At 43.9% G+C, this 15,615-nt stretch carries 13 protein-coding genes; 11 read left to right on the top strand and 2 right to left on the bottom strand.

Going from position 1 to position 15,615, the window contains the following annotated elements:
• The first annotated feature begins 73 nt into the window (after positions 1-73).
• The 6 genes from secDF to pyrF all read left to right on the top strand — a co-directional run bounded on the left by secDF (position 74) and on the right by pyrF (position 9,547).
• Positions 74-3,196 (top strand): protein translocase subunit SecDF, encoded by a 3,123-nt coding sequence (gene secDF / locus NT175_04275; GenBank protein ID MCX6233928.1) that lies wholly within the window; start codon positions 74-76, stop codon positions 3,194-3,196.
• 99 nt (positions 3,197-3,295) lie between these two features.
• Entirely contained in the window at positions 3,296-3,640 is a 345-nt protein-coding gene (locus NT175_04270) for a twin-arginine translocase TatA/TatE family subunit (GenBank protein MCX6233927.1), read from the top strand.
• 259 nt (positions 3,641-3,899) lie between these two features.
• Positions 3,900-6,326, top strand: a complete 2,427-nt coding sequence (locus tag NT175_04265) for an OmpA family protein (GenBank protein MCX6233926.1) — start codon at positions 3,900-3,902, stop codon at positions 6,324-6,326.
• A 41-nt stretch (positions 6,327-6,367) separates the two neighbouring features.
• Positions 6,368-7,537 carry an AIR synthase-related protein gene (locus NT175_04260; GenBank protein ID MCX6233925.1) on the top strand — a complete coding sequence of 390 codons (1,170 nt, stop codon included), beginning with the start codon at positions 6,368-6,370 and terminating at the stop codon, positions 7,535-7,537.
• Between the two features lie 89 nt (positions 7,538-7,626).
• Positions 7,627-8,703, top strand: coding sequence for a peptide chain release factor 1 (gene prfA, locus NT175_04255; protein MCX6233924.1), 1,077 nt, complete (start codon positions 7,627-7,629; stop codon positions 8,701-8,703).
• Between the two features lie 13 nt (positions 8,704-8,716).
• Positions 8,717-9,547: an orotidine-5'-phosphate decarboxylase gene (gene pyrF / locus NT175_04250; GenBank protein MCX6233923.1), complete on the top strand. Its 831-nt coding sequence runs from the start codon at positions 8,717-8,719 to the stop codon at positions 9,545-9,547.
• Between the two features lie 47 nt (positions 9,548-9,594).
• Here pyrF and NT175_04245 read toward each other — a convergent pair whose 3' ends face one another.
• Positions 9,595-10,614: a branched-chain amino acid aminotransferase gene (locus NT175_04245; GenBank protein MCX6233922.1), complete on the bottom strand. Its 1,020-nt coding sequence runs from the start codon at positions 10,612-10,614 to the stop codon at positions 9,595-9,597.
• A 119-nt stretch (positions 10,615-10,733) separates the two neighbouring features.
• On the opposite strand from NT175_04245, the gene NT175_04240 reads away from it, so the two are divergent.
• The 5 genes from NT175_04240 to NT175_04220 all read left to right on the top strand — a co-directional run bounded on the left by NT175_04240 (position 10,734) and on the right by NT175_04220 (position 15,337).
• Positions 10,734-11,195, top strand: coding sequence for a hypothetical protein (locus NT175_04240; GenBank protein MCX6233921.1), 462 nt, complete (start codon positions 10,734-10,736; stop codon positions 11,193-11,195).
• Positions 11,196-11,440: 245 nt separating this feature from the next.
• Positions 11,441-13,345, top strand: coding sequence for a molecular chaperone HtpG (gene htpG / locus NT175_04235; protein ID MCX6233920.1), 1,905 nt, complete (start codon positions 11,441-11,443; stop codon positions 13,343-13,345).
• Between the two features lie 75 nt (positions 13,346-13,420).
• Positions 13,421-14,038 (top strand): LemA family protein, encoded by a 618-nt coding sequence (locus tag NT175_04230; protein ID MCX6233919.1) that lies wholly within the window; start codon positions 13,421-13,423, stop codon positions 14,036-14,038.
• Position 14,039: 1 nt separating this feature from the next.
• A complete protein-coding gene (locus NT175_04225) occupies positions 14,040-14,492 on the top strand; it encodes a TPM domain-containing protein (GenBank protein MCX6233918.1) in 453 nt (150 codons plus the stop codon).
• Positions 14,493-14,515: 23 nt separating this feature from the next.
• Positions 14,516-15,337, top strand: a complete 822-nt coding sequence (locus NT175_04220; protein MCX6233917.1) for a TPM domain-containing protein — start codon at positions 14,516-14,518, stop codon at positions 15,335-15,337.
• Positions 15,338-15,384: 47 nt separating this feature from the next.
• On the opposite strand, the gene NT175_04215 is transcribed toward NT175_04220, so the two are convergent.
• Positions 15,385-15,561, bottom strand: a complete 177-nt coding sequence (locus NT175_04215; protein ID MCX6233916.1) for a hypothetical protein — start codon at positions 15,559-15,561, stop codon at positions 15,385-15,387.
• Positions 15,562-15,615: the final 54 nt, after the last annotated feature.

The raw sequence follows: 15,615 nt of genomic DNA, 5'->3' as shown, positions 1-15,615 counted from the left end.
TCCAAATGTATTTCTATATTTGCAGGCTCTTAAAAATAGGTAGTCTGAATCTAAACGATTAAATTTTAAACACATGCAGAACAGAGGAGCAATATTGACGTTTGCTGTTATTCTTGCTTTGGTGAGTTTGTTCCAGCTCTCATTCACTTTTTTCACCCGTCATGTTGAAAATAAGGCGAAGACATATTCCACTAATGAACAGGTTGTTAATTTGGCAAAACGATTGGCGGGAGGCAATTCTCCTAAGGAAGCTTATCTATATGACTCCATTTCGCAGGCAATGAACAGGTACTACCTGGATTCCATGTCGAACGTAACGGTTTTTAATGTCCTGTTAAAAAAATACACCTATAAGGACTGTAAAGAACGTGAACTGAATCTTGGTCTGGACCTCAAGGGCGGTATGAACGTGATGATGGAGGTTTCGGAAGCTGACATTCTGAAGAGCCTGTCAGGTAACAGCACCGATGCGACCTTTAATGAAGCGATACGCCGGGCCAAGGAAAAAGAAAGGAACACCGGCAGGGATTTCCTGAACCTTTTTGAAGAATCCTTTACCGAAGTAGACCCAAATGCGAGGCTTGCCGCTATTTTTGCCTTTGAATTCAAAGGGAAGAATATCAACGCCACGTCATCGAATCAGGATGTGATGAAGGTGATTCGTGAGGAAACCAATGGCTCCATCGACCGTACGTTCGATATACTCAGAACGCGTATTGACCGTTTTGGCGTCACCCAGCCGAATATACAGAGATTGCCAGCCAGCGGCAGGATATTAATTGAATTACCCGGTATAAAAGATCCGGAACGTGTGAGAAAGCTATTACAGGGGACAGCCAATCTTGAATTCTGGGAAACCTATCAGTTTAACGCTCTTGCTCCTGTTTTCAATGCCACTAACCAGAGGCTGAAGGCAGTTCTGGCACAGGAAAAGTCGGTGCGAGATTCCATTGCCGGCACAACCCCGCAAACAGCAACCGGAACAACACAAAAGGTATCCACTGCAAAAGTCGATACGACCGCTACAGCATCTCTTGAAAAACTGATATCAGCCGATTCCACGAAAGCTGACAGTGCAAAGATGGATCAGAACCGCGAAAAATGGGCTGAGGAGAATCCGTTATTCAGTGTTTTATCGCCGGCCTACTACCAGAAAGACGGTAAGTTTTACGCATCCGAAGGCTCCGCTGTGGGGTATGCACCTATTAAGGATACGGCACAGGTCAACGCATTGTTAAGAAAAGTCCAGGATATTCTTCCCATGGACCTGAGGTTATTATGGACAGCCAAGCCGGAACGTTATCAAAAGGAGGATATTCTTACACTTTATGCATTGAAAGTCACCACCCGTGAAGGTATAGCACCGTTAGGCGGCGATGCCATAGTGAATGCATTCCAGGATTATGACCAGAATGGCCAGCCAGAAGTTTCCATGTCGATGAACAATGAAGGTGCACGGACATGGAAACGCATGACAGGCGAGAACATCGGAAAACAGATCGCCATAGTCCTCGATGGTTATGTCCGTTCCGCTCCCAATGTCAAGGGGGAAATACCAAACGGACAATCCTCTATTTCCGGCGGCGGCATGACCGTTGAAGAGGCTCAGGATATGGCCAACATTCTTAAAGCAGGTAAACTGCCTGCTCCTGCCCATATCATCCAGGAAGAGGTAGTTGGGCCATCACTCGGAAAAGAAGCTATAAGGGCAGGGCTCACTTCCATACTTTTTGCTCTACTTGGTGTGGTATTATATATGCTGATCTATTATAATATAGCAGGCGTAGTTGCCAATATTGCTCTGCTGACTAATATTTTCCTTCTGTTGGGTATCATGGCATCTCTCGGGGCCACACTTACACTTCCCGGCTTAGCCGGTATCGTACTAACGTTGGGTATGGCTGTTGATGCCAACGTGCTTATCAATGAACGTATAAAGGAAGAGATTCGAGCGGGAAAGGGATTAAGGCTGGCTATCAGCGACGGGTATAAGCATGCCTACTCGGCTATCATCGATAGTAACCTTACCACGCTGCTTACAGGGGTCATACTGTATATCTTCGGCTCAGGCCCTGTCCAGGGTTTTGCTACCACTCTCGTCATTGGTATTCTGACATCCCTGTTCACAGCCATCTTCATTTCAAGGATCATCTTCACCAATATGCTGGATAGAAACAAAACCATCATATTTGGTAATAAGTTCACCCTTTATGCTTTGACAAATATTCATGTCAACTGGATCAACATCCGGAAAAAACTTTATATCCTCTCCATCGTACTCAGCCTCATTGGTATTACATCATTGGTTTTCAGAGGATTGAATCCTGGTGTAGACTTTGTCGGGGGAAGAACTTATGTGGTCAGGTTTGACCAGGATGTGAGAACCGATGATATCAGGGCAGCATTGACAAGGGAATTTGCAGATGCCACTGAAGTCAAGACATTCGGAGCTAATTCGCAGGTTAAGGTCATGACAAAATATCTGATCGATGATAATTCACCTTCTGCCGATTCAATTGTTGAGACTAAGCTATATGAAGGATTAAAAAGTTTTTTTGTCAAAAAGATTGATTACGAAACTTTTACGACTGATGCTGAGAACAAATATGTCGGAAGATTAAGTTCTCAGAAGGTCGGTCCTGCCGTGGCATCCGATATCAGAAGGCAAGCGTATCTTGCCGTCATCTTTGCATTGGTAGGCATCTTCATTTATATTTCGCTCCGATTCAAAAGATGGTCGTATGGTCTGGGAGGTGTTATATGTCTGCTGCACGACTCGTTGATTACCATATCTCTTTATTCACTTTTTTACGGCATCATGCCCTTCAACCTGGATGTCGATCAATCAACAATTGCTGCAATTCTGACCATTATAGGTTATTCGATTAACGATAGTGTGATCGTCTTCGACAGGGTGAGGGAGTATAACAAATTATACCCCAAAAGGGACCTGAAAGATAATATAAACGGCGCCATCAACAGTACATTGAGCCGAACCATCAACACATCCGGAACTGTTATCGTCGTTCTTCTCATCATCTTTATTCTCGGTGGTGAGATCATCAGGGGATTCTCCTTTGCCATGCTTCTCGGTGTTGCTCTCGGTTCGTATTCATCTATCGCTATTTCTACTCCAATAGCCTATGAATTTGAGAAGATGAAACAGAAAAAACTGGAACGCAAAAAAAAGGTATAAGCCTGACCGATTAATTAAATTCTGATAAGTCCCGGTTAAAGTCATATCTTTGATCGGGACTTTTTGTATTACCTTTGCTCTGGCAGTTAAAGCTGTTTTATGACACACGGCATTCTGTTGTTTCTCGACATAGGCGGCGGTGAACTTCTGGTCATTCTGCTTGCTGTTTTTATTCTTTTCGGTCCCAGTAAACTGCCTGAAATGGCAAAAAAAATCGGCAAAGTAGTCTATGACCTGAAAAAAGCATCAAGCGACGTCACCAGAGAGATCACCAACGAAACCCGCTCAGTAAAGCAAGAGTTTGACAAAGTTCAGCAGGATCTCAAGGATGAAGCCGGAAAGATTGTGAATGATATTAGAAAAGAGGCAGATCCAATCCGGCAGCAGGTACCTGATGATCCCGAAATCGGGCAGGCAAAACAAAATAATGCTGATTCTATATAGAATTTAACAGAAATGACGTTATTTGTAAAATTAACAGTGTATTTTAAGTTTAAAACAATTGGTATGAATCCCAGAGCAAGTTTTGGACTCAAATTCAGTAGCGAGCTGTGTGGAATCTAACCAAACCACCTCACCCCCGTCCCCCTCTCCTGGAGGAGAGGGGGACGGGGGTGAGGTTAATTAGAAGACATTTCATTATATCAAAAATAAAGTCCGATTGATTGTTACCATGAAGTTGTTTAAAATCATATGTGCTTGTTTGATTATAGGCATGGTGGTGCCATCAGAAGCCTTTGCGCAAAAGAAGCGCACACAGATAGCCGACCAGGCCTTCACCGACCAGCATTACTTTACCGCCCTTGACCGGTATAAAAAAGCATTCTCCAAAGTCAAGAAAGATAAATCAGAAAAAAGCCGTATCGCCTTTCAGATTGCCGAATGTTACCGGTTCATCAACGACAGCAAGAAAGCTGAAGCAGCCTATCAGCGTGCCATCCGGTTGAAATACCAGCGTAAGGAGCCCTTGACGTATCTCTATCTGGCGGATGCTATGAAAGCCAATGGTAAATATGAAGATGCCATTGTGGAATATAATAACTATACTGAAAAAGTTCCGGAAGATCCCAGGGGGCAGCAGGGCGCTACATCCTGCCGTCTGGCCATGTCATGGGATACCATTCCATCCAAATACAAAGTGGAACCGATACCTAAGATCAATACAAAAGCCGACGATTTTTCGCCCTGTTTTGCTGATAAATTCTACTCGTCGATTATTTTCACTTCAACGCGTGATGGCTCTACGGGTAAAGAATTTGATGAATGGACCGGCCAGAAATTCAGTGATCTCTGGTATACCAAAGTGGATAAAAAGAACACATGGAGTGCACCTGTACTGATCGAAAAAGAAGGGAAAATCAACAGCAGGGCCAATGAAGGAGTGGCGACATTCAACAGCACCTTCTCACAGATGTATTTTACGCGCTGCGAGTATGTTGAAGGGTTAAATAAGGAGTGCCAGATATTTATCTCAGCCAGCAAAGGAAAGTCATACGCAACTCCAAAATGGCTGAATATCGGACTGGACACAACCATCACTGTAGGCCATCCAACCCTGAGTAACGATGAACTCATGATCATCTTTGCATCGGACCGTGAGGGTGGACTTGGTGGCAAAGACCTGTGGATGGCAACGCGTGAAAAAGCGGAAGATGACTTTGACAGGCCGGTGAACCTGGGGCCGAAAATAAACACATCAGGTGATGAGATGTTCCCCTTTCTGCGGAGTGATACGGTACTCTATTTCGCTTCCAACAGGCTGATGGGCATGGGCGGCCTGGATATTTTCAAATCCTCGTATAAGGATGATGAATGGAGCACTCCCGAGAATCTGAAATCCCCTATCAACTCAAATTCTGATGACTTCGGCATGGTTTTCAGACCTGATCAGGAAAGCGGCTTTTTTTCATCCAACAGAAAAGGTGGCCGCGGTGGCGACGATATCTATGCTTTTGAGGTACCCCCTGTCATTTTCAAAATCTCCGGTGTCGTCAAAGATGAACTTAGCCTGCTGTATATTGAAGGAGTAAAAGTTAAAATGGTCGGCACAGATGGCAGCTCGGTAGAGGCCAAAACCGACCCGAAAGGATTTTACAACTTCAGTGAAACACAAATTAAACAAAATACCACTTATGAGATTTTCGTCTCGAAGGAGGGATATTTTAATACCAGCGGAAAAATAACCACTGTGGGACTGGAAGGCAGCAAAGACTTTACACAGGATTTTATGTTACAGCATATACCCTCCGAACCCATTATTCTTCCCGAGATCCGGTATGACTTAGCCAAATGGGATTTAAAGCCGCAATACCAGGATTCACTTCAGGGCCTTATCAAAACACTCGACCTGAATCCGACTATTGTCATTGAGCTGGCTGCACACACGGATACACGTAACACATACGAATACAATGATGTCCTCTCGCAAAAGAGGGCTGAATCGGTTGTCAATTACTTGATTGAACGTGGTATTGACCCTGACCGGCTCGTTGCCAGAGGTTATGGTGAGCGTGTACCACGGTTACTGGTAAAGGATATTACTGTTAATGGATACACATTCAAAGCAGGAACAATCCTGACTGAAACCTATATCGATTCGCTTCCCACTGTAGATGAAAGAGAAGCAGCCCACTCACTGAACAGGCGCACAGAATTCCGCGTGCTTAGAAATGATTTTATTCCCAAAACAACAATCGAGGAGATCGCACCGACAGCCAAAGTGGATGTGGTGGTCAATCCCCAGGAGGATGTCGTCAAGTATCATGCCGGCACGGGGGAAGCCATCATCGCATCATGCATCATCAATGGGTACTCAATGGATTTCACTTATATCCCATCGACGAAAGGATTAAATGTATCACTCACCTTCGCATTGAAAATGCTGAAAGATGGCAATATCACAAAGAATGATTTTGAGGGTGATGTCACAAAAATCCTTGCCGGAGGTACCATCGTCGACAGAGCTGCCTTCTATATCAAGGAGATTCGCATAGGTAACAAAACTGTCAATGATCTTGCTGCTACAGTCATCTATAATCAGGAGACACCTCTATTATTTGGCGAGAACACACTTAAAATGTTCGGCAAATTTAAAATTGACAAAGAAAAATCGGAGATTGTTTTTGAATAATATCGACAGTTCTGACAATTTCAGAATACCCTGACAGTTTAATGCCATCTGAATCAACATATCACAGAAGAGGCGTTTCGGCATCCAAAACAGATGTCCACAATGCCATCAGGCATCTTGACAAAGGTCTCTTCCCTAAAGCTTTTTGTAAAATCATTCCGGATATCCTCGGGTGCGACGAAAGGTGGTGTAACATCATGCATGCCGACGGAGCCGGCACCAAATCCTCGCTGGCATATATCTATTGGAAAGAGACAGGTGACCTGTCGGTATGGAAAGGGATCGCCCAGGACGCTATTGTCATGAACCTTGATGACCTGCTTTGTGTTGGCTGTTATGATAACATCCTTCTTTCAACGACTATCGGACGCAACAAGAAAAATATCCCGGGTGAGGTCATATCGGCCATCATCACCGGCGTTGAGGAATACCTAAAAAAACTGAGGGATCTGGGTATCGGCATCTGGTCAACGGGCGGAGAAACTGCCGATATAGGCGACCTGGTCAGAACTGTGGTTGTGGATTCAACTGTTGCTGCGAGAATGAAAAGATCGGATGTCGTGACCACTGACAGGATTGCGGCCGGCGATGTCATTGTCGGGCTGACCTCCTATGGCAAGGCCATCTATGAAAATGAATACAACAGCGGCATAGGCAGCAACGGCCTGACCTCTGCGCGGCATGACATGTTCTCAAAACAATATGAAAAAAAATATCCCGAAAGCTTCGATCACCATATTCCTGAAGAACTTGTATACAGCGGTAAAATGACGATCCAATCAGAAACAGGCATCACTGGAGTAAATGCTGGCAGACTCGTTCTTTCGCCCACAAGGACATATGCTCCGGTAATAAAAAAAATTTTGGAACATTACCGTCCGAAAATTCATGGGATGATTCACTGCAGTGGCGGAGCTCAGACTAAGGTACTGAATTTCATTGATAACCTGCACATTGTGAAAGATCATCTGTTCCCCGTTCCGCCGCTTTTCATGATGATCCATGAACAATCGCACACGCCCTGGCACGAGATGTATAAGGTCTTCAACATGGGACACAGGATGGAGCTCTATGTCAACGAAAAGTATGCGGAGAAGATCGTTGATATTGCCGGCGAATTTCATATCGAAGCCCAGATCATCGGACATTGCCTCCCGTCCGACAAACTGAAACTGACTATCAAATCAGAGTTGGGCACTTTTGAATATTAAATTTTACAGGTGAAGCGAAGCGCTACTGAGCGAAATTGTGTAATCAATTTTCTTTTAACTTTGCAACCAGAATAACAAGGTGATGAAACATGATTCAGAAGTTAGAGGCAATATATAAGCGCTGGAAGCAGATAGAAGAAAAAATGAACGATCCGGAAGCGATGGGTGACATGAAGAAATTCATAAAGCTCAGCAAAGACTATAAGGATCTGAAACCTATCGTGGAGGCATACATTGAATACAAAAACATCCTTGACAATACAGCATCGGCTAAGGACGTCCTATACAATGAGAAGGATGAAGAATTCAAATTGCTAGCGAAGGAGGAACTGACAGATCTGACCGCACAAAAGGATAGACTTGAGGAAAGGATCAAAATGTTGCTGATACCTAAAGAACCGCAGGACAGCAAAAACGCCATTGTGGAGATACGTGCCGGTACAGGTGGCGACGAAGCCAGTATCTTTGCCGGTGATCTTTACAGGATGTATGTAAAATACTGTGAAAGCAAAAACTGGAAGGTGGAATATGTTGACTCAGCCGAAGGGACTGTAGGGGGATATAAGGAAATCATTTTCAATGTAACCGGTGAAAATGTTTATGGACTGTTAAAGTACGAGTCCGGAGTGCATCGTGTTCAGCGTGTACCTCAAACTGAAACACAGGGGCGGCTGCATACTTCGGCTGCAACGGTTGCAGTTCTTCCCGAAGCTGAGGAATTCGATGTGGAAATCCTGCCGGAGGATATCCGTAAAGATACATTCTGTTCATCAGGCCCTGGCGGACAATCGGTGAATACCACCTATTCTGCTGTCCGGCTGACCCATATCCCCACAGGCATTGTCGTTACATGCCAGGATCAGAAATCACAGCTCAAAAACCTCGAAAAGGCCATGAATGTGCTTCGGACAAGAATATACGAGAGGCATTATCAAAAATACCTCGCCGAGATAGCGTCAAGACGCAAAACCATGGTGTCGACAGGTGACAGGTCGGCAAAGATCAGAACATATAATTATCCGCAGGGACGTGTGACTGATCACCGCATCAACTTTACATTATATAATCTACAGGCAATAATGGATGGTAACATCCAGGAATTAATCGATAAACTGCAAATAGCTGAAAATGCTGAGCGTCTCCAGGAGGCTGTCAGCATTGAATAAATACTTATGATATATGACCTATAACGAAATTACGGAACAGATCAGGTTAAAGGGTTCTTTCTTATGTATTGGTCTTGATACTGAAGTTACTAAGATACCTGAGCACCTTTTAGGCGACGATGATCCTGTTTTCGCATTTAACCGGCAAATCATTGATGCCACTATTGACCTTGCCGTTGCCTACAAGCCGAATCTGGCTTTTTATGAAGCGCTGGGCCCCAAAGGATGGATAAGCCTTGAAAGGACACTGGAACATATACGGTCGCGCAGCAGGAATATTTTCGCAATTGCCGATGCAAAACGCGGTGATATTGGCAACACTTCAGCACAATATGCCAGGGCATTCTTTGAGCATTTCGATTTTGATGCCATCACTGTGGCACCATATATGGGTGAGGATTCGGTAAGCCCCTTTCTGACCCATAAAAATAAATGGATTATTCTGCTGGCTTTGACATCCAATAAGGGCGCCAAGGATTTCCAGATGCTGGAAACCATCTCCAGACAAAAATTTTTTGAGGAGGTTCTGTTCAGATCACGGCAATGGGGAAGCAAGGAAAACATGATGTATGTTGTGGGAGCCACGCAGGCTGAAATGCTTGCCGATATCCGTGAGATCGTGCCCGATCATTTTCTGCTTGTGCCTGGCGTTGGAGCGCAGGGTGGGAGTCTTGAGGATGTAGCAAAATTCGGCCTTAATGAAAATTGCGGGTTGATCGTGAACTCCTCACGTAATATCATCTACGCTTCGTCAGGTAAAGATTTTGCCGTGAAAGCCCGCGAACAGGCATTGGCGGTGCAAGGTCAAATGAAGGCGATCTTAAAGAAAAGTAAGATAATCTAAACTTCTCTCCCTCCCCTATTTAATCCGGTAAGATTTGGCAGGAAATATTATTCTTCAATTACCGTAGTCCATCCATATGGATCAGGTTCTTCACCATATTGAATAGCCAATAGCTTATTGTATAATTTCTGTGATATACAACCCACGCTATCATTATGGCAATACTCATAAACCTTTCCACTTTCCCTGTCAAAAATCTTTCCGATCGGTGTTATCACGGCAGCGGTACCACATGCACCTGCTTCATCGAATTCCTCGAGTTCTTCAACGGGGACATGACGCTGTTCGACAGTCATCCCCATATCCCGTGCAAGTTGTCGAACGCTCATATTAATGATGGACGGGAGAATAGTGCCGGAATCAGGAGTAACATAGGTATTGCCTTTGATGCCAAAAAAGTTGGCAGGTCCGGCTTCATCGATATACTTTTTTTCTTTGGAATCGAGGAACAGCACTGAGGCATAACCTTCCTGGTGAGCCCGTTCTGCCGGTTTAAGGCTGGCGGCATAGTTGCCTCCCACTTTAATATGGCCGGTGCCAAGAGGTGCTGCACGATCGAAATCCCTGACCAGTTGAATATTGACAGGTTTAAATCCCTCCCTGAAATAGGGGCCAACAGGACCGACAAAAACCATAAACAAATACTCTCTGGATGGTTTTACGCCCACCTGCGCACCTGTGCCGATGAGCACCGGACGCACGTATAGCGCAGCCCCTGTACCATAGGGTGGAATATATTTCTTATTCAGAAGCGTAGCGGTAACGATGGCTTTTTTAAACAGCTCCAGGGGAACACCGGGCATCATGATACCATTGCCTGAGCGCTGCATACGCTTGGCATTCTCCTCCCACCTGAACAACCTCAGCTTACCGTCTTTTCCCCTGAAGACCTTCATGCCCTCAAAGGCTTCCTGCCCGTAATGCAGGCATGTTGCAGCCATATGGATAGGAATAATTTCGGAAGATGATATTTCCATCTCTCCCCAGGCACCATCCCGGTAATAACAGCGCACATTATAATCAGTCTTATAATAACCGAAAGGCAAGCTAATCCAATCTATATTCATAAGCAGGTAATTTTTATAATGACATATAGGTTCTCTTGCAAAATTAAAATTTTTTATCATTTCGTCAGGGTTGCCGGAAATAATTTTAAACTTGTCATGGCAGAAATAACAATAAGTATATGGCTTTCCTGCTTTCAATTGATTCAGGTGTAAGGACAGGCCTGGCGTTATTCAGTGATCAAGCCCGGCTCATCTGGTACAGGTCGCATAATTATGGTAGCAGGCAGAGGCTGAAGCAGGATGTTGCTAATATCCTTGGCGATCTGCCCGGACCGGGATATTTAATCCTTGAAGGAGGCGGTGAAATGGCCGCTATATGGGAAAAGGAAGCCGCACGGAAAAATATCGGTTTTATCCAGATATATGCGGAAGAGTGGCGTAAAGACCTTTTTGATAAAAAAGAGATGAGAAATGCCCGCCAGGCCAAGAGCACTGCCATTGACATGGCCCAGAAGGCTATCAAATGGTCGGGAGGCAAAAATCCTACTTCATTGTCCCACGATGTAGCTGAAGCAATACTTATCGGAGTGTGGGGATTATATCACCTGGGATGGATCGAAAAACTGCCGGAACTGGGATGATTTACGATTTATGATTAACGATATTTGATTTTTGAAGTTTTACACAAGTCATTAGGAATGGGAAAGTGAGGCGTAACGAATACCGGGATTGTAGTCCAAAACTCCTTACCAATTTACTCAATCCCCTCCAAATCTAAAATCAAATATCAAATATCGTTAATCAGATATCATTCCGACATTTTGTCAGATATTATCCAATGGCACAAGCTTTGACAGAAAGAATGCACCCATAAAAATTATTGACTATGCAAAAAGGCCGAATTGACGTCAAAACCGAAAACATCTTCCCTATTATTAAGAAGTTTTTGTATTCGGATCATGAGATTTTTTTGCGTGAGCTGATCTCCAATGCTGTTGATGCAACGACAAAGCTCAGAACAATTGCGTCTCTTGGAAAATTCAAGGATGAGCTGGGAGATATGACCATTGTGGTGACATTGGATAAGGATGCAAAAACACTCACTGTGAAGGACAAGGGCATTGGTATGACTGCTGAAGAGGTTGAAAAATATATCAGCCAGATTGCTTTCTCAAGTGCTGAAGAGTTCCTGAAAAAATACAAAGGTAAAAGTGAAGAAGAAGCCAAGTCGCTCATTGGTCACTTTGGCCTGGGCTTTTTTTCCACATTTATGGTTTCCGACAAAGTTGAGATTCTCACCAAGACTTTCAAAAAAGGCGGATCCACAAAGGCTATCAAGTGGGAATGTGATGGCAGCCCTGAATATACCATGACCGATACTGAAAAAAATGACCGCGGAACTGAAGTGATACTTCACATTGCTGATGATTCAAAGGAGTTTCTGGAAGAATACCGTATTCTTGAGATACTTAAAAAGTACTGCAAATTCTTACCTGTTCCTATCCAGTTCGGCTTGGAGAAAGTATTCGAAAAAGCTGAAGGGGAAAAGGAAAAAGATGGCAGTGATAAAACCATTCAGGTTGAAAAACCGCGAATTATTAATAATACCAACCCGGCATGGAAACGTAAACCTTCGGAACTTAAAGATGAGGATTATCTGAGCTTTTACCGTGAACTTTATCCGTTCATGTTTGAAGATCCCCTGTTTAATATTCATTTAAATGTTGACTATCCATTCAACCTGACAGGTGTATTGTATTTTCCAAAGGTTAAAAACTACCTGGATATCCGGAAAGATAAAATCCAGCTTTACTGCAACCAGGTATTTGTGACCGACTCGGTGGAAGGAATCGTTCCTGATTTCCTTATGCTACTCCATGGTGTCATCGACTCCCCCGATATCCCTCTTAATGTGTCGCGGAGTTTCCTTCAGAGTGATACAAATGTGAAGAAGATATCCAATCACATCACAAAAAAAGTAGCTGACAGGCTGGAGGAAATATTCAAAAATAACCGTGAGGAATTCGAGAAAAAATGGGGAGATATTAAACTTTTCATTGCTTACGGGATGATATCGGATGATAAATTTTATGAAAGAGCGCAGAAATTCGCACTGCTGAAAAATGAAGCCCGCAGGTATTTCACATTCGATGAATATCATGAGCATATTAAGGAGGCTCAGGCAGATAAGGATAAAAAACTGGTTTACCTGTATACAACAAACGCCGAGGAGCAGCACAGCTATATCGAAACGGCAAAAGCAAGGGGATATGATGTGCTGGTGATGGACGGCCCGATCGATAACCATCTTATCAATACGCTGGAAGTAAAACTTGAAAACACGCGGTTTTCACGTGTCGACGCCGATATTATCGATAAACTGGTTAACAAAGAAGATACATTACCTTCGAAATTGTCGGATAAAGAAAAGGATGACCTGAAGAATATTTTTGAAAAAAACGTTGTCAAGGAGAAATATAACATTGTGCCCGAAAGTCTTGGTGAAGATGATCTTCCGGTCTTCATTACACAGCCCGAATTCATGAGAAGAATGAAAGATATGTCAAGGCTGGGAGGTTTAGCACCGTTTATGTCGGATTTCCCCGACACGTACAACCTGATCGTTAACACGAACCACCGGCTGATAGGCAAGATACTGGAAGAAGCGGATGAAACCAGGCAAGCTGAGCTGATCAGGCAACTCACCGACCTGGCTCTCCTGTCGCAAAACCTTTTAAAAGGTGAAGATCTAACTAAATTTATCAAACGCAGCGTGGAAATCATCAAATAAATCGTTTATATTTCATTTTAATAACTTCATTCCTTATATATACACTATATTTGTTAAACATTAAATCATCTGAAAATGGAAGAAAGCACAAACAGAACCCGTTCATATCGTAAATGGGGTATCATTGGGGTATTAATCTTATTCATTTTTCTTCTCATCACGTACATTGCCGGTATTTACAATAATCTTGTAAAACAGGAAGAGGCTGTTAATTCGCAGTGGGCGCAGGTGGAAAATGTATACCAGCGGCGTGCCGATCTGATACCGAATCTGGTGAGCACAGTTAAAGGATATGCTGAGCATGAGCAGGAAACCTTCACCAAGGTTATTGAAGCCCGTGCCAAGGCTACATCCATCAATATAAATCCTGAAAATCTCGATGCCAACTCGCTGCAACAGTTCCAGCAAGCGCAGGATAACCTGAGTTCGGCATTATCCAGGCTGATGGTTGTGGTTGAACAATATCCCGATCTGAAAGCAAACCAGAATTTTCTAGAGTTACAGGCTCAGCTCGAAGGCACTGAAAACCGGATCACCGTAGAACGGCAAAAATTCAATACCGTTGCACAGCAATACAACACGTCAGTCCGGCGATTCCCCAGAAATATGTTTGCTTCCATGTTCGGTTTTGAGAAGAAAGCTTACTTTGAAGCCAAAGCCGGAGCAGAAGAACCTCCAAAAGTCGAGTTTTAAAATGGCAACAACTGCACGTAACTTCTTCTCGGCAACAGAAAAAGAGAGTATTAAAAATGCCATCAGGCAGGCCGAATTAAAAACATCAGGAGAAATACGGGTACACGTCGAAAACCGCTGTAAAGGTGATGTCCTGAACCGGGCTTCATACTTGTTTGGGATTATAGGTATGCATAAGACACAGCAGAGAAATGGTGTGCTGTTTTATCTGGCTATTGCCGCCCATAAATTTGCCATCATCGGCGATGTTGGGATCAATGTTCTGGTACCTGCCGACTTCTGGGATAGTACCAAAAAGATTATGCTCGAACATTTCAGCACTGGTGCATTCGCTGAAGGGCTGATAAAAGGCATCACCATGGCAGGTGAGCAGCTTAAAAGCCATTTCCCGTATCAAAAGGAGGATGTGAATGAATTGTCGGATGATATATCTTTTGGAAAAGGAAATAAATGAGGTTATAACATACGCTTTGTAACATGAAAATATCGCTGGTCTTTTTTCTCACTACCATCTTGTTTTTATTATCGCCGGGGGTTTCCCATTCACAGGATATACCTAAACGTCCGCAGCCACCCCGATTGGTAAACGATTATACAGGATTGCTTCAGCCGGGAGAAATAAACGCTCTTGAAAACAAACTTGTCAGCTTCAGTGACAGCACATCCAACCAGATTGCTATTGTCATCGTGGACTCCCTATACGGTTATGATCCTCAGTCACTGGCTTATCAGATCGGTGAAAAATGGGGTGTCGGGCAAAAAGGTTTTAATAACGGTGTCGTCGTACTGCTTAAGCCTAAAAAGGGCAACACCCGGGGAGATGTATTTATTGCCACAGGTTACGGTCTTGAACCGGTCATCGGTGATGCTATCAGCAAGCGCATCATAGAAAATGAGATGATCCCGGAATTCAAGAATAACAATTACTACCAGGGTCTGGATAAAGCTACCTCTGTTCTGATGTCACTGGCTGCAAAGGAATTTTCTAAGGCCAAGTACAGGAAAAAAACCGGAGGATATCCAATAGGTGCATTAATTCCGATTATTATCATCGTCATTGTATTTTTATTGATGCGGGGAAGCAGTGCGCGGTCATCTTATCATGTCGGTAAAAGCAGCCTGCCTTTCTGGGCTACCATGTTCATGCTTGGAAGCATGGGACAAGGTCGTCAGCATGACGGAAGCTGGGACAACTTCACATCAGGAGGTGGAGGCTTTGGTGGCTTCGGCGGAGGTGGAGGTTTCGGTGGCTTTGGCGGCGGCTCTTTTGGCGGTGGTGGCGCCGGCGGAAGCTGGTAACCTTTTTCCAGGAAAGAGGGTGTTTCAAAAGTGAGGCACCCTCTTTTTTATTCCTTAGTGTTGTGCATCATTGTAATATCGGTTCTATCGGAATAGGTTCCCTTGCAGGATTTACAGGCCTGTTCATATTGTTGGTAACCTGGTTTCTCAGCAGGGTGCCACTGGTGCCGAAAAATTATCCCTATCTCGATGAATGCCTGAACCACCATCGGTAGACAGCTCATCCCTTTTTTTCTTAACAACTATTAACATAGTGATTGTTAATAATGGATAAGTGT

This window comes from Bacteroidota bacterium, from assembly GCA_026391695.1.
GTDB lineage: Bacteria > Bacteroidota > Bacteroidia > Bacteroidales > JAGONC01 > JAPLDP01.
This window is presented reverse-complemented; position numbering and strand designations above follow the sequence as displayed.

Coding starts and splice junctions, on each gene's coding strand:
- NT175_04245 (MCX6233922.1), bottom strand. CDS start 10,614: ATGAATATAGATTGGATTAGCTTGCCTTTCGGTTATTATAAGACTGAT.
- htpG (MCX6233920.1), top strand. CDS start 11,441: ATGCAAAAAGGCCGAATTGACGTCAAAACCGAAAACATCTTCCCTATT.
- NT175_04230 (MCX6233919.1), top strand. CDS start 13,421: ATGGAAGAAAGCACAAACAGAACCCGTTCATATCGTAAATGGGGTATC.
- NT175_04240 (MCX6233921.1), top strand. CDS start 10,734: ATGGCTTTCCTGCTTTCAATTGATTCAGGTGTAAGGACAGGCCTGGCG.
- NT175_04260 (MCX6233925.1), top strand. CDS start 6,368: ATGCCATCTGAATCAACATATCACAGAAGAGGCGTTTCGGCATCCAAA.
- pyrF (MCX6233923.1), top strand. CDS start 8,717: ATGACCTATAACGAAATTACGGAACAGATCAGGTTAAAGGGTTCTTTC.
- NT175_04225 (MCX6233918.1), top strand. CDS start 14,040: ATGGCAACAACTGCACGTAACTTCTTCTCGGCAACAGAAAAAGAGAGT.
- NT175_04215 (MCX6233916.1), bottom strand. CDS start 15,561: ATGAGCTGTCTACCGATGGTGGTTCAGGCATTCATCGAGATAGGGATA.
- secDF (MCX6233928.1), top strand. CDS start 74: ATGCAGAACAGAGGAGCAATATTGACGTTTGCTGTTATTCTTGCTTTG.
- prfA (MCX6233924.1), top strand. CDS start 7,627: ATGATTCAGAAGTTAGAGGCAATATATAAGCGCTGGAAGCAGATAGAA.
- NT175_04270 (MCX6233927.1), top strand. CDS start 3,296: ATGACACACGGCATTCTGTTGTTTCTCGACATAGGCGGCGGTGAACTT.
- NT175_04220 (MCX6233917.1), top strand. CDS start 14,516: ATGAAAATATCGCTGGTCTTTTTTCTCACTACCATCTTGTTTTTATTA.